The sequence below is a fragment of the Lacinutrix sp. YIN62 genome (assembly GCF_057219185.1).
This window is the reverse complement of record NZ_JBXVVH010000007.1, coordinates 48,739-67,808: the sequence shown is the minus strand read 5'-3', so window position 1 is coordinate 67,808 and position 19,070 is coordinate 48,739. Positions and strand designations below refer to the sequence as shown.

Genomic DNA, 19,070 nt, shown 5'->3' with positions numbered 1-19,070 from the left:
TATTTGTTATTTTTTTTGTAAAAAAATTAAGTTGAGTTACACCTTGTTTGAGACTAACAAAGATTAGAAATTACATCTAATTGTGAAAGGCATTTACACCTAAAACTTCACAAAGTTTTTAACACCGAATGTTGAAATGTAATGCCACAAGCATATTTTATTGAGGTTTAAAGTGGTTTTACATTTTTGATAATTTTTTTTCAATTTTATCAAAAAATTAAAGGTTTGATTTCTCAAAAACCTTAAAACGCTTTAACGACAAGGTTTTATGCCATTTAGAACTAAATTATAATTGATTTAAAAAAAAAGACGATATAAAATTGAGATTATTTTTTCAATTTTTCATTTGCAACCTTTTCTAGTTCAGCATACCAATCGTCTCCAAACCGTCTAATTAATGCTTCTTTTACGAATTTATAAATTGGCACCTGTAGTTCCTTTCCTAAAGTACATGCATCATCACAAATACTCCATTTATCGTAGTTTACTGCTGAAAACGCACTATAATCCTTAACTCTTATAGGGTACAAATGGCAAGACACAGGTTTCTTCCAAGAGATTTCACCTTGATTATATGCTTCTTCTATTCCACAAAGAGCTGTTTTATCTTTATTAAAAATAACATAACTACAATCTGCCCCATTAATTAAAGGAGTTTCTAATTCCCCAAAACCATTCGTTATAAAGGCACCTTGAGATTCTATAACCTCAATCCCTTCTTTTCTTAAAAAAGGCTTCACTTTTGGGTAAATCTCGTTTAACATCTCTGTTTCTTCCTTAGTTAACGGCGCACCAGCATCTCCATCTATACAGCATGCTCCTTTACAAGCCGAGAGGTTACATATAAAATCATTCTCTATAATTTCTTCTGAAACAATTGTTTTTCCTATTTGAAACATAAACATTAACTTTAATATCGTGCAAATATAGGTCTTATTAACACAAAAATACTACCTTTAAAAAGACTATAAAAGTTCATATCGTTTTATATGACATATGATGTTAATATACTATTTTCGCCAAAACTTTTAAAGGTACAAGCTATGCATTTAAATTTTAAAGAAATATTTACAGCATTTATGGTTCTTTTTGCCGTAATAGACATTATAGGAAACATTCCTATTATTATAGATTTACGCAAGAAAGTCGGACATATTGAAAGTGAAAAGGCATCTATTATTGCTGGAGTTATTATGATCGTATTTCTTTTTTTGGGTCAAAGCTTATTATCTCTTATCGGAATTGATGTAAATTCTTTTGCTGTAGCTGGTGCTTTTATATTATTTTTTATTGCTTTAGAAATGATTCTAGGCATTACACTTTATAAGGACGATGATGACTCTAGTGGTATTACAGCTTCTGTTTTCCCTTTAGCTTTCCCATTAATTGCAGGCCCTGGAAGTCTAACAACGCTATTATCCTTACGCGCAGAATTCAGAATAGAAAACATTATTATAGCTGTAGTTTTAAATGTTATATTTATATACGGCGTCCTTAAAACCTCTAAACGCATAGAACGTTTTATTGGCCCTAATGGCATTAAAATTATACGTAAGATATTCGGAGTCATCCTACTGGCCATTGCTGTTAAGCTGTTTACCCAAAATTTTAAAGCCTTATTAGCCTAAAGAAAGCTATTATATAACGAATAAAAACTTTAAACTAATGAAAATATTCACATACCTATTTAACATTGTTGCCATAGGTTTAATTATTTATAATACCACTAAAATTAATTGGAACTCCTCGCTAACTGAAGGTAACAATATTATTGGATTGATTACTATTTTTGCAGCACTTTGCGGTATTATTTTATTGCAAATTTTACGCATCTCTAAAAAAATAGATACACAATCTAAAAAACAACGATAGAGAGGAAAGCTATTAATTTAAATCGAGGGCTTTACTACTGTTTAGCCCAAGGACTTCTTTTATCATTACGTCCTTGTTATTAAGCACCTCTTCAAAAGCTCCTAAGCCATATAATTGATCTGCTAAAGCTGCTTTTAAGCATTGTTTTACTTCGGCTTTATAGGCGACAAATACAACACTGGTTCTTCGTTTTATTTTCAAATAATCTTGAAAATCTTCTATAATCGCATCATCAACTTCGTAATTATTAATAAAATCTGTCCTAGAAACATTTTCAAAAACAGCTCTATCTTTCTCCAATAACTCGAAAGCAAAATTATTTATATATCCTCTGTGTTGTAAGAATAGTATTGTTTCATTTTGCATATTAACATCTAACGGCACAAATACATCTGGAATTATACCGCCGCCGCCATAAACCACTTTCCCTTTTGGCGTTGTAAACTTTAACGAATCTGCAATTTCAATTTTCTCAGGATCTATTAACTCACCACTATTCAATCTAGAATAGTAATCTTCAAAATAATCACTATTTCCTTTTTTATACGAACGTTGTATAGAACGTCCTGTTGGCGTATAATACCTAGAGACTGTTAAACGAACCGCACTACCATCTCCCAATTTCATTTCACGCTGCACTAATCCTTTACCGTACGAACGTCTACCAACGATAGTTCCTTTATCATTATCTTGCAAGGCCCCCGCAATAATCTCACTTGCAGATGCTGAATTTTCATCTATTAAAACGTAAACATGTCCAGTCTCGAAAGCCCCACTTTTGGTAGCAAAACTCTTTTCTATTTTACCGCTTTTATTTTTTGTAAACAGAATAAGCTTATCTTTTTCTAAAAACTCATCTATAATTTGTTCTGCGACTCCTAAAAACCCTCCAGGATTCCCCCTTAAATCTAAAGCTAATGCTGTTGCGCCGCGACTTTTTAACAGCTCCAATGCCAACGTAAACTCCTTATAAGTAGATTCTGCAAATCTGTTTATTTTAATATACCCTAAGGTTTCAGTTAACATATAAGAAGCATCTACACTTTTAATTGGAACATGATCACGCTTAACCTTAAATTTCAATAATTCTGGCTCTCCTTTTCTATATATTTTAAGATGAACCTCTGTATCTATTGGGCCTTTCAATTTTTTAACAAAATCGCCATTAGACAAGCCTTTACCAAACAATGAATCGCCATTAGCATAAACAATACGATCCCCTCCTTTTATTCCTGCTTTGGCACTTGGGCCACCTTCAATTGCCCTAATTACTGCTATAGAATCTCTATATGGATAAAAACTAATTCCTATACCTACAAAATCCCCTTTCATATTCTCTGTAACACGTTCCATATCTTCTTTTGGGATATATACTGAGTGCGGATCTAGGTTTTCTAAAATTTCATTAACGGTTACATCTACAATACTATCTGTATTTATTTCATCAACATATTCGTAATCTATATAATCTATTAATCGGTTAAGCTTATCTTTTTTACTATTTGACGTAAATAGTCGATCTGAACCATCATTAAAATTTAATTTTCCACCAATAAAAATACCAATAGCAATTGCTATTCCTATAATTAAAGGCAAGTATTTTTTATATGTATTCATTAGGCTTTTAAATCTTCTATTTGCTGTAACTCTATACCTGCTTTTTCTAAAAACACAAGTCCAGCATCATCTTTATAACCGTCTTTATAAACCACTCTTACAATTCCAGATTGATGGATTAATTTACTACATTCTTTACAAGGAGACATTGTTATATATAGAGTCGCTCCTTTACAGGATTGTGTAGATGAGGCTACTTTTAATATCGCATTAGCTTCGGCATGCAAAACATACCATTTAGTATACCCTTCATCATCTTCACAAAAATTCTCAAAACCAGTTGGAGTCCCATTAAAACCATCGGAAATGATCATTCTGTCTTTAACAATAAGAGCTCCTACTTGTTTTCTTTCACAAAAGGACAGTTTCCCCCATTCTTCTGCAATTCTTAAATACGCTTTATCGTATCGATGTTGTTTGTGTTTTGGCATAGTTTTAATTAAAACTGTTTTTACTTGCTAAAATAGTAGTAAGAAATCCAACAAGCTATTCAACGCTCTCGTATACAAGTATTTTATAGCAATATAACATAACGAAGATAAGCGGTTCGTATTTTAATTACAATCTAAACGAAGAAGTTTTATGAAAACTTTATGCAATTACTTATAACACTTCAACCGTTTTAATTAAGTATAAAAAAATCAATTTAGAAGATATTTCTATTCAATAACATAGGAATAACTAAACCAACTACAATTGCCGAGACCACCATTACCCAATCGCGTTTTGAAAACCTAAAAACGGTTTGCATTAAATACCCTAAAAACAATACTACAAACACGATAATAACTTGTGCAATTTCAATCCCTAAAGCAAATTCTAAAAGTGTTACTAATTTATTATCACCTTTACTTACAAGAATAGTTAATTCTCTTGCAAATCCTAGACCATGAACCAAACCAAAAAACAAAGTAGAGAAAAACATAATCCCGATCTTCTCTTTTTGCGCTCCTTTACCTGCTGTAAACACATTAAAAAGAGCAACAACAAAGATGGTTACGGGAATTAAAAACTCAATGATATTAGCAGAGATTCTTACAGCGCCATAGGTTGCGAGAATTAAAGACAAAGTATGCCCTATTGTAAAAACGGTAACTAATAAAAAGACACGTTTCCAATCTTTAAATAAATAAGGCACCGTTAAAACGATTAAAAATAATACATGATCATATGCATTAATATCCAACACATGATTAATACCGTATTGTATGTTAAACCAAAGCTCTTCTAACATAAAAAAATGATTTTAGGATAATCCAAATATACACTAAAACACAACAACAACAACAACTATTCTTAGTTGTTTTTTTAACACATACAGATACTCCAAGCGTAAACAGAAAAACCGCAAGACTCTTCTTTGTTATTCTTTCAAAACAACAACCAGCACTCGCATTTAAATTCACTTATTCTACTAAAAAATTGTTTTTTAAACAAAAAAAGAGAGCTAAAAACTAAACTTGTTTTCACCCCTCTTTCATACATTACATCAACAACGCTATTCTTACTATGTTTTTATAAACTTAATGGTATTCGAATTTTTTAATTTTAAAAAATACATTCCTTTGTTTAAATTCTTAACGTTAATTTTTTTATTTTTTTGGACATGCCCTTTTAATACTCTTTTGCCTAAAATATCATAAATGATATAATCCTGTTTTGCTTTAAATCCTGAGATTAATATAAAACCGTCTGAGGGGTTTGGATATACTCCTATAGACTTTAATTCTTGCCCACTTTCTAAACTTAGGGTAGGTTCGCCCGAAAAAGCGATTTCTGAAAAAGACATTGCACCGACATTATCACCGTAAACACTAACAACCTCCATCCTAATATACAATGCATTAATAGCTGTAAATGAAAACACCTCTGGAGGTGATGCGCCTGCTAGGACTTGTGAAATAGTATTTGGCGCCCCCAATATTGGCACATAGTTAACACCATCTAACGAGGAATAGAAATTAACACCATTAACACCAAAATTAGCATTGGGGTCTGTTTCATTTTGATTCCAAAAAGAAATACCATCTACAGAAAATACACTCCCCAGATTAAAATCTATAGTTCCTGCCTCACCTTGACCAATAAAACCATTTTCGAACAGGAATCCAGCATGATTTGCAGTTAAACTCGGATACGACTCCAACCCCACACCATTATAAGCATTAACGAGATTTGTTACAGGAGCAGGCACAAAAGTTGTTGTTGCCGAAACTGGGTTTATTATAGACTGCGCATTAGATTGTATAATACAAAATAATAACACTGATGTTAAAATATGAATTTGTCTCATCGTACTAAACAATTTAATTCGTATGCTTTACCTTCAATCGCTTTCAATATACATGGATGCTATTATATTAATAGCGAACAACTATTTACAGTATTATTTTAATCCTTAGATTAAATATTCAATCAATCGCAACGAATGCCGTTTATCGAACTTAATAAAAAATCATTCGGTATCAAAATTAGAGAAGCACTAATTATCAAAAATATGTTGTTTTACAAATTTCAAGGTTGAAACGTCATTACAAAACTAAAACACAAGAGATTACTCATAAAAAAAACATTAAAAATACACAACCCCCTATTAAGCTCAACTTACTAACAAAACACTAATCGTGTTTAATTTATCACGTTAAAACACAAATTTTTCAACAAACTCAAACTTATAATACATTAGACTTTTACATAATTCAGTCTATAGTAATTCATTACAAATCTTCCTTTTTTACTATCATTTTGAAAAAAATAAAGGCAACTTAAAAAAATAAAAAACAACTTATCTTTCATAATAAACTAGTTTAAAACCGTAAAACAAATACTATTCAATAGGTAACAATATTAAATTGACTCAATCTCACCAGTTTCTAAATTTAATAAATATGTATTTCCGTTTGCAAAATCTATCTGAGCTTCATTTTCATTTAGAAAAAGCACTTCCCCATTAAACAAATGACTACCTGCACTCTCGCTATACTTTACATTTAAACTAAAACGTGAAGTTCCTGACACTATATAATCGGTATTTTTATCTACATTTAAATCTGAAAAATCCATTGTATATACAACATCTAACTGGTCTTTATATATTTTAGAATACCAATCACCATCACGCACATAAGCCCCACTATATAATTCATAATTAGTAGTGTCATCTAGACCTTCAACCACAAAATTAGCGTCTACATCCTGTTCTGAAGTAAAGTACACAGCATCAACCTCTTGATCAGCCTCAATTTCATAATTTATACTTTTAACCTCTGCACATGTTTTAGAATACGACTCACTAAATTGATATATAGAGCTTACATTACCAAAAATAGAAGTATAATAAATTGTTCCGTTATTACTCCCTTCTTCATCACACTCAAGTTGCTCCGAGACCTTACGGCTTACATAATTAACGTTTGCAACCATACCATAGGTATTATACGCTAAAGATGTTGCTACTATTTCCGCTGCTTGTTCTTCAGATATCACTATCGTTACCACATAGTCATCATCTTCTTCACAAGACGTAAAAAAGAGACTTATAATTGACAGCCCTAATAAGCTAAGTGTTCTAAAATTATTTTTAATTGCTTTCATTATCTACTTATTAATAATTGTTTGTTCTTTAAAAAAGAGGCTCAAAATATTTACTGAACCTCTTTAATTACTAACCCTAATCAACCAAACTTATATATGAAAATTTAAATTCATCTTAATTTACCGAGGCAACAGTATTAAATATGCCGCCAATACAATTTATGAAAATGCGTTAGCTACAGCGTTTGTGCTTTCCACTTCCCATAAAAATATCTTGTTTTTTTTTGATTTATTTTCATTGTCCAACAAAAATGAACTCACAATTTTTCGTTCAATCACAAAATCAATTTCATTAATCTCTTTTAACAATTGCTTAGCATCGTTTACAGTTGGTGCAGTACCAGAAAAACGACCATTAGTTGTTATTGCATACCAATCATAAACAACCTCAATCTCACCACTTACCCCTTCTGCATTAATAAATGTTGCATTTGTTTTCATTTTTAAAGCGGACTGATTATACACTGCTTTAAATTCTTTTAAGCATGCCTGATATTGTGTTATATTTTTCATCTGTTATGTATTTTTTTTATTTGTGTATCTGTAAAGCTTACGACTCCACCTTTCCAACAACCTTATATGCTTTACCACTTACTGTTTTTATTTTTTTATAAAGCGTTTCATTATATTGATAATAGGTCTCGTCATCTATTTTCACTTTTTCTGCTTCATCAGGCAATTCGTAAACTATAGCATTTATTGGAGGTGCAACGATTTTGTATTTCTCATCACTCTTTACATAAAAATTCCCTTGATAGTAATAATAAATATCCGTTCCCACTACAACCTCATTATAATCGACAGGTAATGTCTCGACAGTTATTCCAATAGGTGGCGCAACTACGACATAACCCGAATTATAATATCTATAATAATACCCGCCGTAATAATGGTATGTTAAACCTCCATAGGTTACAACAACAGTTCTAGACGGAAATGTTCTAACAACTCTAACCGCAGGTAAAGGGCGTGCATATACAACTCTTGGACTTGAAATTCCAACAACCGTTCTATGTGGTGTTCTCACAACCACTCGTCGCTGGGCATTTACTGTCTCTGAAATAAAAAACAGTCCTATAACACATAACGTTGTTATTATTTTTATAGCTTTCATTTTTAAAATTGTTTTAGAGTATTCACAAGGCAAATGTACCCTCAAAAAGAAAATCATTATCAATTTTTAAAGTGAAGTGTCTCAAAATGAACGCAAAACAACTTTTACAAGCAGTGAATTTAAAAGGTTTGGAAATATGTTCTCACAAAAAGAGTTTTATTTAATTTTGAAAACAACTAAATTTAGGGTAACACTTTTTATAAACTCGCTTTAAAGCGGTTTTCAAAAGAATAATCAAACAGAGACATTATGAAAATTATAGATTTATCCAAACCTATTAAATACAATAAATCTGACCCTTGGTTTATGAAGGTTAAAATAAAACATAAACCACATCATAAAGCGAAATGGTTAATTCGCTTTTTAGGACTCCCTTTTAAATTATTTCCTAAAGATTTTATAGGTTGGGCAGATGATACGATACAAAAAATGGGCGTTCATTCTACAACACACATAGATGCACCGTGGCATTACTCCCCAACGACCAATGGAAAAAAATCTAAAACTATAGATGAAATACCATTGGAATGGTGTTATGGCAATGGCTTAGTTATCGACATGAAACACAAAGCTGATTTTGATCCAATTACAATAAAAGACATCACGGTTTTTTTAGACAATAATAAGCTAAAAATCGAACCCGGAATGATTGTTCTTATTAAAACAGGCAGGGATAAATTTAACGGAACAAAAGACTTTCATAAGATAGGAACAGGAATGAGCGCAGAAGCTACAGAGTGGCTTATTGACAATGGAATAAAAGTCATGGGAATCGATTCTTGGGGATGGGATTTACCATTACCTTACATGTTAAAAAAAGCAAAAGAAACTGGGAATTCTGAATTGTTTTGGGAGGCCCACTTAGTAGGAAAAAACAAAGAGTATTGCCATATGGAACAACTCGTGAATTTAGACGCACTTCCTTATTATGGCTTTAAAATTGCTGTTTTTCCTTTAAAAATTGTTGGAGCTTCGGCTGCACCCGCTAGAGTAGTTGCTTTATTTGATTGAATTCCTACATTTGTAAATTATAAGACATTAGGACGCTATTCCACTAATCAACAAATAAAAAGCAACCTTTTATTTAAGAGATTACACTCCTAAATTCTTACTATGCTTCTATATTAAAGAATCAATTTACTTTATAACTAAGAACACAGACCTTTTAAGACCTTCTTAAGTAAAATATTAACGGACTAATTTGAAAATTTAAAAAAACCTCAACTACTTGTAATTAAATAGATGAGGTTTTATATGTACTCAAGGTGGGAATCGAACCCACACTCTCGAAAGAACTGGATTTTGAATCCAGCGCGTCTACCAATTCCGCCACTTGAGCAATTAAAGAGGCGCAAAAATATATCTTTTTATTTAATTGAACTAAAAATTGTACAAAATTATGCTTATAGAGATCAAAAAAAACTCTAAATTTGCACCCAATTAAAATTAACGCAATCTTATTGCACTGCAAAACAACATTTTAATACTATGTCTAACATACAGCCAGATGCTAGAATTTTCTCGATAACGCAAAGTAAAACTTTAGCAGAAGATATTGCAACCGCTTATGGAACTACCTTAGGAAATGTTATCACCTCAACTTATAGCGACGGAGAATTTCAACCTTCCTATGAAGAATCTATTCGTGGGAAACGAATTTTTATTATTGGGTCTACAAATCCAAGTTCAGAAAATCTCATGGAAATGTTATTAATGCTAGATGCTGCTAAACGTGCTTCTGCAAGACACATCACTGCTGTTTTACCATACTTTGGCTGGGCTAGACAAGATAGAAAAGACAAACCTAGAGTCCCTATTGCAGCAAAGATGGTTGCAAAAATGCTTGAAGTAGCTGGAGCGACTCGTATTATTACAATGGATTTACATGCAGATCAAATTCAAGGTTTTTTTGAAAAACCCGTTGATCACCTATTTGCATCCACTGTATTTTTACCGTATTTAAAAAGTCTTAACTTAGACAACTTAACTATAGCTTCACCAGATATGGGAGGTTCTAAAAGAGCTTATGCTTATTCTAAAGCATTAGAAAGTGACGTTGTTATTTGCTACAAGCAAAGAGCTAAAGCCAACATTATTTCACATATGGAATTAATTGGAGATGTTACAGGCAAAAATGTAGTCTTAGTAGACGATATGGTAGATACTGCTGGCACATTAACCAAAGCAGCAGATTTAATGATGGAAAGAGGTGCACTTAGCGTAAGAGCTATATGTACGCATCCTATTTTATCTGGAAACGCATATGAAAGATTAGAAAATTCTAAATTAGAAGAATTAATAGTCACTGATTCTATTCCACTAAAGCAAAAGAGTAAGAAAATAAAAGTACTTACTTGCGCTAACTTATTTGCCGAAGTAATGCATAACGTACACTACAACAAGTCTATAAGTTCAAAATTTTTAATGTAATTAATAATTAAATATAAATAACAAAAATGAAATCGATTACAATCAACGGATCTCAAAGAGAAAGCGTGGGCCGAAAAGCAACAAAAGCCTTACGTAATGCTGGTCAGGTTCCTTGCGTATTATACGGAGGAGACAAATCAGTGCATTTTTCAGCAGCTGAATTAGCATTCTCAAAATTGGTTTACACACCTAATGCGCATACAGTTGTAATTAGCTTAGAAAATGGCGACACTTACAATGCTATTTTACAAGACATTCAATTTCACCCAGTAACGGACAAAATTCTTCACATAGATTTTTACCAATTATTTGATGATAAAGAAATTACCATTGATATTCCTGTAGCATTTACAGGGAACCCAAAAGGTGTTAGAGCTGGTGGTGTTTTAAGAAAAAACAAACGTAGTTTAAGAATTAAAGCTTTACCAGGAAACCTACCTGATTTTATTGAAGCGGATATTACAGAACTTAAAATAGGAAACAAATTATATATTACAGCTTTAGAAAATGAAGCCTACAAATTTGTGCACCCAGAAAACACTGTTGTATGTTTAGTAAAACGTTCTAGAACATCTACAACTGAGAGCGAAGACGAAGATGACAACGAAGGAGAAGAAGCAGCAGAATAAATTTAAGTTCGTTTAAACAACAAAAGCATTCTGTTAACTCAGGATGCTTTTATTTTTATAAAAGAACTGTTAATCCATTGCAATAGAAAATAAACATTCTATGAAAAAATTCCTTATTGTTGGCTTAGGAAATATAGGCTCTAAATACGAGAATACTCGTCATAACATTGGATTTAAAATATTGGATTTTTTTGCAAAGCAAGAAAACCTAACATTTGAAACTCAAAAACTAGGAGACATTGCCACATACAAATTAAAAGGGCGTACTTTTATTTTTCTAAAACCCAATACGTTTATGAATTTAAGCGGTAAAGCAATTCTATATTGGCTAACAAAAGAAAAAATCCCTTTAGAAAACCTATTAGTTATTACAGACGACCTAAACCTACCTTTTGGTAGTTTGCGCATAAAATCAAAAGGAAGCGATGGTGGACATAACGGCTTAAAAGACACTCAAAATAGCTTAAACACTACAAAATACAATCGTTATCGGTTTGGTATAAGCGATACTTTTAGCAAAGGAAGACAAGTAGATTACGTATTAGGAGAATGGACAACTGAAGAAGAAAACATACTACCTGAAAGACTAGAAAAGAGCGCAGAGATTATAAAATCATTCGCTTTAGCTGGTGTCAGCAACACAATGAACACCTTTAACGGTAAATAATTTTTATCCGTTATCACTAAGGTTTTTTTTGCATAATGCTATTTCTGAACAAGAAATATATATAATAAAAAAGGAGGCTCTTAGCAGCACCTCCTTTTTCTTTATTAATGCTATAACGTGTTTAGCAGTGTCACATTTTTAAATGAGACTTTTTAAATTACTGTACAATTATTTTCTTTGTTACTTCATATTCACCATTAGAAACATTCAATAAATACATTCCTGATTGAACATCTCCTAATGTAATCATTTGATTAAATTCTGATGTTTTTTCATATGTTCTATCAAAGACGCTTCTTCCTCTAATATCAAATACAGAAACGGTTACATTTTCATTTAAATTAGAATTAAACTTAACTACAAATGAACCATTATTTGGATTTGGGTGAAGAGAAAATCCTAAGGCATTAAATTCATCCACACTTAAAGTAGGCACTACATTAACAGTATAGTCTTCTACTTCTCCATCATGGCCGTTCTCACAAGATGTAGGAAAATCGTTAGCATTCGGAGCTGTATATTTCGTTGTCACACGCATTAATGTATTTCCTGGAATCGCATCTACTGGTATCACTACAGACAAAGGGGAATTAACAGTAGGCGCATTATTAATATTAGCAGACGTTCCTAAATCATATTGCTCACCAGGATCATCGAAGCTACAATTTTGATTCCAATCGATCCATACATAAGTAATAATACCAAAATTACCATCACTATTTGCGTTTATAGTCAAGTCATAAGATTCTCCAACATTAACATCTGTTACCATTGCCGTATAATCACTATAACCACTTGGCTTCCCTGTATTCAAATTACTTATAGTATTAAAAACAACACCCGTCGTACTTGTCGCAAATGATGTATTAGCTACAGAACTACAAACACCATCAGCAATACCTAATGTCACATCTATTGTTTTAGTCATCGATGCAGAAGTTCCTGTTATAGTAATTGTATAATTTCCTGCAGCAATACCAGACAAACCACTTACATCCATAGTAAATGCTCCATTAGCACTTAAAGCAGAAGGCGTCATAACCACTGATGACCCTGCTGGATTCCCCGAAACTGTAAATGTAGTCTCTTCGGAAAACCCGTTAGCCGCAGTATAATCAAAAGTATAACTTGCAGTATCCGCATTACACACACTTTGATTTCCATTTGTACTTACCATAAAAAACTCTGCCGTATTAGATATCGTAAAAGCACTAGTTACCGCGTAAAAAATATTATCAGCAGCTTCCACCAGTATTCTAGCAGTATTTGTATCTGCAATAGCAGGTACTACAATTGTTTCAGAACCATCATTAGGCGTATTAGTAGCCAAGGTTGTAGGGAAAGTCAAACCGTTATCTGTAGAAAGTTTAATATTTACATTTTGACAATTAATCGTTGCGTTAGTGGTTGTTGCGACATCCCAAGTAACCATACCATTATCACCCTGTCCCCAACCAACTGGAGCAACAACTGTAAAAGGCCCTCCTGATTCAACATTTACTGTCATCGTATCAAAATTAGTTTGAGGCATTTGCCCTACACCACCTGCTTCAGACCGATCTCTCACTGTTAAGGCAAAATTTAATGTTCTTGCCGTTGTAGATACAGTCTCCCATGAGGTATTATCTACAGTTTCCACAGGACTTGTTTCTGTAAGTTCACCATTTAACACACGTTCTAAAATCGGCATATACCTGTTTGGCGATGCACTTGGAGGCCTTGATCTAAACGTTGCTCCTGCTGTATTTGCTGGCCCAAAACTAGCACTAGTTACATTCCCATCATCTATTTGTTCCCATGTATAGCTTAATACATCTCCTCCATTAGGTTCTGTTGCAGACCCACTAAGAACAAATGCCGTCCCCATAGGAATAGCATAATCACTACCAGCATCGGCAACTGGAGGCGCATTTGTTATTGCTGTGGTTACTGCACAAGTGTTTGCACCAGTCGTTACATTATTAAGTATTTGATTAATACTATGATAATGAAAATACGGGTCACTATGATCCTGCACATCATTTGGGCCTGTAATCCCAGCGTATCCCATTATAGTTGTTCCACTTCCTGGCTCGGCATTTACACCCGCGCCTTCGTTATTGAAAGAAAATGTATGATTAGCTCCCATTTGGTGCCCTATTTCATGTGGCACATAATCAATATCAAAAAAATCTGCCATATATGGCCCGCCATCATTATCTACAAACATATGAGCAGAAAACCCACTCCCTTTTCCATTCTCACACACACAACCTATACATCCAGCATTTCCATTATTTCCAGCAAAAGCAAGTAAATGTCCGATATCATAATCGGCTTCTCCTACTGTAGCTGTTAAATTCGCTTGTAAATCCCCATTTAAATTCCCTCCATAAGGGTCACTACCAGAATAAATTAAATCCAACGCTGGATCATCTGCGGTATCTACTAAAACAAACGTAATAGCCATATCCACCTCAAAAACTTCATTATTTCTATTTAACGTAGACACTAATTGCGCTAGTGCATCAGCTTTATCGTCGCCATTAGCAGCATTACCATCATCCCAGAAATTAGTATATTCTGAAGTTACAGACATAGCCATTCTAAAGGTTCTTAATAGTTGATCATTTGCATCTCTATGCATTAATGAATTCGCTTCTCTTTCTACAACCTCATCCATAGTAGAGCATACGAAATCCTCAATATGATCTGGGCGAGAGTTTCTATTATAGATTAAATATTGCCCATTAGACACTTTAGTTACTGGCTGAATAAATACAGTTTCATTTCCCGGAGTAGACAGCATAGCATTTAATCCTAATGGCGTAACACTAAATCTAACCCGCGTTCCTGATCCATCTGCACTCGATCCTAAATACGTTTTAATATTAGGATGTGCTATTGCAGCATAATCTGGATCAGAAAAAATAGAGGTTTCTACAACTCTATACTGTTTCATTTTTCCTTTCTCATCAGGAAAACTCACCATAGTATTAGATTTCCCCGCAGACAAACTTCTTAGAGGCGCCCCAAGCAATCTCTGCTTTAACATTTCAATATTTAATTGAAAAACCTGATAGTTATTCTTATCTAATTTTTCAAGAGAAACATCCTGTGTTCCATTTCTAAATGTACTTGTTAACCAATACCCTTCTTGAGCAGAAATTGATCCCGCTAACAATGAAAATATTAATCCAAATACACAATGTAATTTTGTTTTCATTTATAATAATTTTAGAGTTCGCATAAATTTAGTATTTATTTTCAATTATGAATAAAAAATTATAAATAAATTCATCTAAATAACAAAAAACTCTTTAAGTATATTTATTAAAAAACCCTAGAGAACTTTAAACAATAATATTTAGAGGCGCTTAAAGTTATTTGAATCTGCTTTTTTCTATTTTTGTATTTTTAAAAGGCATACTGCAATTGAAAACAGAAAGACATCAAAAGAGAGATACCGTAATTACCATTGGAACTTTTGATGGTGTTCACATCGGGCATCAAAAAATTATACAACGTTTAATAGCTGTAGGTAAAGAAAAAAAACTAGAGCCAACCATTTTAACATTTTTCCCACACCCTAGAATGGTATTGCAAAAAGACGCAAACATCAAACTAATCAATACCATAGATGAGAAAAAAAGCATTCTTACCGACCTAGGGTTAAAAGCACTCGTAATAAAAGAATTTACGCAAGAATTTTCTAGACTGACAGCTCAGGAGTTTGTTGAAGACATACTCGTTAAGGAACTAAATGCAAAACACATAATTATTGGGTATGATCATCATTTCGGAAGAAACAGAACAGCAACTATAGACGATTTAAAAGCTTATGGTAAACGCTATAATTTTAGTGTTGAAGAAATTACAGCCCAAGACATTAATGATGTGGCGGTAAGCTCTACGAAAATAAGAAAAGCGTTATCTGAAGGCGCAATACAAACTGCAAATCGGTTTTTAGGATATAACTTTTTTCTTACTGGGGAAGTCGTAAAAGGAAAAGGAATAGGAAGAACAATCAATTTCCCTACAGCAAACCTTCAAATACAAAAAGACTATAAACTCATTCCTAAACAAGGTGTCTATGTTATAAAATCAATTTATCAAGGTGATCTTTACTACGGGATGATGAATATTGGAACCAATCCAACCGTTAACGGTAAAAAAGAAACCATTGAGATTCACTTTTTTAATTTAAACACATCGCTTTATAACAAAGCTTTAAAAGTTGAAGTTTTAAAACGAATAAGGGACGAACAAAAATTTGAATCTATTGATGCCTTAAAAAAACAACTCTATTTAGATCAGAAAAATGCCTTAACCTTTATAACAAAAAATGATTAACTCTCTTTTATTTAAATATATAGACAATAGCGCCTTAATTATTTTTAGAATTATTTTTGGTTTGCTTTGCTTTTTAGAATCTGTTGGCGCCATTTTCACGGGCTGGATTACAAGAACATTAGTCGCTCCAAAATTCACATTTACATTTATTGGTTTCGAATGGCTACAACCGCTACCAGGGAATTGGATGTATGTTTATTATGCTATTATGGGACTTTTCGGCTTACTTATAATGGTGGGCTACAAATACAGAATTAGTATTATTGCCTTTACTTTAATGTGGTCATGCACTTATCTTATGCAGAAAGCATCTTACAACAATCATTATTATTTATTGATTTTGCTTAGCAGTATTATGGTTTTTTTACCAGCAAACAAATATGCTTCTATAGACGCCAAACGAAACCCCGACATAAAAAGCAATGCAATGCCCAGTTGGTGTAAATGGATTTTTGTTGCTCAACTTTTTATTTTATACTCCTATGCTTCTATTGCAAAAATGTATCCTGATTGGATAGACTTAACCTTCCCTAAGTTATTAATGGCAGGTAAAAAAAACTACCCTATTATTGGCGCTTTCCTTCAAGAGGATTTTATAGCCTATCTTATTGCTTATGGCGGCATTTTATTCGACGGCTTAATTATTCCGCTATTATTATTTAAGCCCACTAGAAAATATGCCTTTTTCGCATCCATATTTTTTCATTTATTTAATGCTATCGTTTTTCAAGTAGGCGTATTTCCGTTTCTATCGTTATCGTTTTCTTTATTTTTCTTTGAACCCAAAACCATAAAAAAAATATTTTTAAAACATAAAAAATTCTATAACAAAGGAGAAGTCATTGTCCCTAATTACAAAACACCATTAATTGCAACCCTAAGCATATACCTTCTTATCCAGATAGCCCTTCCTTTGCGCCAACATATTATTCAAGACAATGTTCTTTTTACTGAAGAAGGCCACAGGTTATCTTGGAGGATGATGCTACGATCAAAAAGAGGAATTGCAACGTACAACGTTAAAGACAAAGCTACTGGAGAGACACAAAAGATTAACTTAAACCATTATCTCTCGGTAAAACAAAAAAGACTTGCCAGTACTAAACCTGATGTTATTTGGCAATTTGCACAATATTTAAAACAAGATTTCAAAACAAAAGGCCAAGATGTTTCGGTTTTTGTAGACTGCAAAATAAGTGTCAATGGAGGAAAGTACAAAAGGTTAGTAAACCCTAAAACAGATCTCGCCAATGTAGAATGGAGCGCCTTTAAACATAGTAATTGGCTACTTCCTTCAAAATAGGCATTCAAATTATTTCTTACAAATCAAAAACTTACTACTTTTACCTTTTTAAATTAAAATTATAATTTGCGTTAAGAAGTATCCCTTCTATTTAAGTTCTTTTGTATTACTTACTGGAAATAACAGTAAATTGATATCTCAATTTATATAAAACAGGAGCTAAATCCAAACTTAAAATAAAAACGCACAAACAAAAAAACATGTTACAAGTACCATTTATTAGAGAAAACAAAGACCTCGTAATCAAACGATTGGAAAAACGAAATATTGACGCCTCTCAAATGATTAGCGATGTTATCGTTTTAGATGAAGAACGTCGTGCCTTACAAGCACAGTTAGATAACACTTTAGCTGAATCGAACACGTTATCCAAAGAAATTGGTCTCTTGTATAAATCTGGAGAAGCAAAAAAAGCGACACTTTTAAAAGAAAAAACAACTCTATTAAAAGAAAGCATAGAAAACCTAAAAGACCGTTTAAAGACTAAAACTGAAGATTTAAATCAGTTATTATATAAAATCCCGAACATCCCCAATGCCATTGTTCCTTCTGGTAATACAGACGAAGATAATGAAGAAACGTTTCGTGAAGGCGTAATTCCAACACTACATGAAGGCGCACTTCCTCACTGGGAGTTAGCAAAAAAATACGACATAATTGATTTTGAGCTGGGCAACAAAATAGCAGGAGCTGGCTTTCCTGTATATAAAGGTAAAGGTGCGCGCTTACAACGTGCATTAATTGCTTATTTTTTAGATAAAAATACTGCCGCAGGTTATACAGAGTATCAATTACCACATTTAATAAACGAAGCTTCGGGCTTTGGGACAGGACAGCTACCAGATAAAGAAGGTCAAATGTACCATGTAACAGAAGACAACCTGTATTTAATACCAACAGCCGAAGTCCCTGGTACTAATATTTTTAGAAATGTTGTATTAAACGAGGCAGAGCTACCCATTGGCATTACTGGATATACTCCTTGTTTTAGAAGAGAGGCTGGAAGTTACGGCGCACATGTAAGAGGCCTAAATAGACTTCACCAATTTGATAAGGTTGAAATACTTAGAGTAGAACATCCTTCAAAATCCTATGAAGCTCTGGATGCTATGGTAGAACACGTTAAAAGTATTATGGACGAATTAAAATTGCCGTACCGAATTTTACGTTTATGTGGTGGAGATCTTGGTTTTACTTCTGCCTTAACTTACGATTTCGAATTATTCTCTACAGCTCAAGACCGCTGGTTAGAAATTTCTTCAATATCCAATTTTGAAACCTTTCAAGCCAATCGTTTAAAATTACGTTTCAAAAACAGCGATGGTAAAAATGAATTGGCGCACACACTTAATGGAAGTGCTTTAGCCCTACCTCGTGTTTTGGCTGGAATTCTAGAGAATTACCAAACCGAAAACGGTATTAATATACCAGATGTTCTAGTTCCATATACAGGGTTCAAAAGCATTAACTAATAAAAACTAATTGTTAAACTGTTAATTTTTCACGCTGTTT

General features: G+C 32.9%; 18 protein-coding genes and 1 tRNA gene. 9 read left to right on the top strand and 10 right to left on the bottom strand.

Annotated features, from left to right (window positions below):
* Positions 1 to 326: 326 nt before the first annotated feature.
* Entirely contained in the window at positions 327 to 899 is a 573-nt protein-coding gene (locus AC2D8I_RS06305; protein ID WP_484705145.1) for a DUF3109 family protein, read from the bottom strand.
* Positions 900 to 1,043: 144 nt separating this feature from the next.
* Here AC2D8I_RS06305 and AC2D8I_RS06300 point away from each other — a divergent pair, with 144 nt between their 5' ends.
* Both AC2D8I_RS06300 and AC2D8I_RS06295 read left to right on the top strand, forming a co-directional pair.
* Positions 1,044 to 1,628 carry a MarC family protein gene (locus AC2D8I_RS06300; protein WP_484705144.1) on the top strand — a complete coding sequence of 195 codons (585 nt, stop codon included), beginning with the start codon at positions 1,044 to 1,046 and terminating at the stop codon, positions 1,626 to 1,628.
* Positions 1,629 to 1,665: 37 nt separating this feature from the next.
* Positions 1,666 to 1,872 carry a hypothetical protein gene (locus AC2D8I_RS06295; protein WP_484705143.1) on the top strand — a complete coding sequence of 69 codons (207 nt, stop codon included), beginning with the start codon at positions 1,666 to 1,668 and terminating at the stop codon, positions 1,870 to 1,872.
* A gap of 12 nt (positions 1,873 to 1,884) precedes the next feature.
* Here AC2D8I_RS06295 and AC2D8I_RS06290 read toward each other — a convergent pair whose 3' ends face one another.
* The 7 genes from AC2D8I_RS06290 to AC2D8I_RS06260 form a co-directional block, all read right to left on the bottom strand.
* Positions 1,885 to 3,489 carry a S41 family peptidase gene (locus AC2D8I_RS06290; RefSeq protein WP_484705142.1) on the bottom strand — a complete coding sequence of 535 codons (1,605 nt, stop codon included), beginning with the start codon at positions 3,487 to 3,489 and terminating at the stop codon, positions 1,885 to 1,887.
* Entirely contained in the window at positions 3,489 to 3,920 is a 432-nt protein-coding gene (locus AC2D8I_RS06285; protein WP_484705141.1) for a deoxycytidylate deaminase, read from the bottom strand. Before AC2D8I_RS06285 ends, AC2D8I_RS06290 begins: the two co-directional genes overlap by 1 nt.
* Positions 3,921 to 4,135: 215 nt before the next feature.
* Positions 4,136 to 4,723, bottom strand: a complete 588-nt coding sequence (locus AC2D8I_RS06280; RefSeq protein ID WP_484705140.1) for a HupE/UreJ family protein — start codon at positions 4,721 to 4,723, stop codon at positions 4,136 to 4,138.
* 273 nt (positions 4,724 to 4,996) lie between these two features.
* Positions 4,997 to 5,782, bottom strand: a complete 786-nt coding sequence (locus AC2D8I_RS06275) for a T9SS type A sorting domain-containing protein (RefSeq protein ID WP_484705139.1) — start codon at positions 5,780 to 5,782, stop codon at positions 4,997 to 4,999.
* A gap of 554 nt (positions 5,783 to 6,336) precedes the next feature.
* The gene (locus AC2D8I_RS06270) at positions 6,337 to 7,083 is read right to left on the bottom strand and encodes a hypothetical protein (RefSeq protein ID WP_484705138.1); all 747 of its coding nucleotides are present in this window, start codon (positions 7,081 to 7,083) and stop codon (positions 6,337 to 6,339) included.
* A gap of 159 nt (positions 7,084 to 7,242) precedes the next feature.
* Positions 7,243 to 7,596 (bottom strand): hypothetical protein, encoded by a 354-nt coding sequence (locus AC2D8I_RS06265; RefSeq protein ID WP_484705137.1) that lies wholly within the window; start codon positions 7,594 to 7,596, stop codon positions 7,243 to 7,245.
* 37 nt (positions 7,597 to 7,633) lie between these two features.
* Entirely contained in the window at positions 7,634 to 8,197 is a 564-nt protein-coding gene (locus AC2D8I_RS06260; RefSeq protein WP_484705136.1) for a DUF6515 family protein, read from the bottom strand.
* Positions 8,198 to 8,446: 249 nt separating this feature from the next.
* On the opposite strand from AC2D8I_RS06260, the gene AC2D8I_RS06255 reads away from it, so the two are divergent.
* A complete protein-coding gene (locus tag AC2D8I_RS06255) occupies positions 8,447 to 9,208 on the top strand; it encodes a cyclase family protein (protein WP_484705135.1) in 762 nt (253 codons plus the stop codon).
* Positions 9,209 to 9,454: 246 nt separating this feature from the next.
* On the opposite strand, the gene AC2D8I_RS06250 is transcribed toward AC2D8I_RS06255, so the two are convergent.
* Positions 9,455 to 9,536: transfer RNA gene (locus AC2D8I_RS06250), tRNA-Leu, on the bottom strand.
* A gap of 149 nt (positions 9,537 to 9,685) precedes the next feature.
* Here AC2D8I_RS06250 and AC2D8I_RS06245 point away from each other — a divergent pair.
* The 3 genes from AC2D8I_RS06245 to pth all read left to right on the top strand — a co-directional run bounded on the left by AC2D8I_RS06245 (position 9,686) and on the right by pth (position 11,923).
* Entirely contained in the window at positions 9,686 to 10,627 is a 942-nt protein-coding gene (locus tag AC2D8I_RS06245) for a ribose-phosphate pyrophosphokinase (protein WP_484705134.1), read from the top strand.
* 26 nt (positions 10,628 to 10,653) lie between these two features.
* Entirely contained in the window at positions 10,654 to 11,256 is a 603-nt protein-coding gene (locus AC2D8I_RS06240; RefSeq protein ID WP_484705133.1) for a 50S ribosomal protein L25/general stress protein Ctc, read from the top strand.
* A gap of 100 nt (positions 11,257 to 11,356) precedes the next feature.
* Positions 11,357 to 11,923, top strand: a complete 567-nt coding sequence (gene pth / locus AC2D8I_RS06235; RefSeq protein WP_484705132.1) for an aminoacyl-tRNA hydrolase — start codon at positions 11,357 to 11,359, stop codon at positions 11,921 to 11,923.
* Positions 11,924 to 12,080: 157 nt separating this feature from the next.
* Here pth and AC2D8I_RS06230 read toward each other — a convergent pair whose 3' ends face one another.
* On the bottom strand, positions 12,081 to 15,128 hold the full coding sequence (locus AC2D8I_RS06230) for a zinc-dependent metalloprotease (RefSeq protein ID WP_484705131.1): 3,048 nt from the start codon (positions 15,126 to 15,128) through the stop codon (positions 12,081 to 12,083).
* A gap of 209 nt (positions 15,129 to 15,337) precedes the next feature.
* Here AC2D8I_RS06230 and AC2D8I_RS06225 point away from each other — a divergent pair, with 209 nt between their 5' ends.
* The 3 genes from AC2D8I_RS06225 (at position 15,338) to serS (ending at position 19,030) form a co-directional block, all read left to right on the top strand.
* A complete protein-coding gene (locus AC2D8I_RS06225) occupies positions 15,338 to 16,255 on the top strand; it encodes a bifunctional riboflavin kinase/FAD synthetase (RefSeq protein ID WP_484705130.1) in 918 nt (305 codons plus the stop codon).
* Positions 16,248 to 17,558 carry an HTTM domain-containing protein gene (locus tag AC2D8I_RS06220; protein ID WP_484705129.1) on the top strand — a complete coding sequence of 437 codons (1,311 nt, stop codon included), beginning with the start codon at positions 16,248 to 16,250 and terminating at the stop codon, positions 17,556 to 17,558. Before AC2D8I_RS06225 ends, AC2D8I_RS06220 begins: the two co-directional genes overlap by 8 nt.
* A 200-nt stretch (positions 17,559 to 17,758) precedes the next feature.
* Positions 17,759 to 19,030 carry a serine--tRNA ligase gene (serS, locus tag AC2D8I_RS06215; RefSeq protein ID WP_484705128.1) on the top strand — a complete coding sequence of 424 codons (1,272 nt, stop codon included), beginning with the start codon at positions 17,759 to 17,761 and terminating at the stop codon, positions 19,028 to 19,030.
* The last annotated feature ends 40 nt before the right edge of the window (positions 19,031 to 19,070 follow it).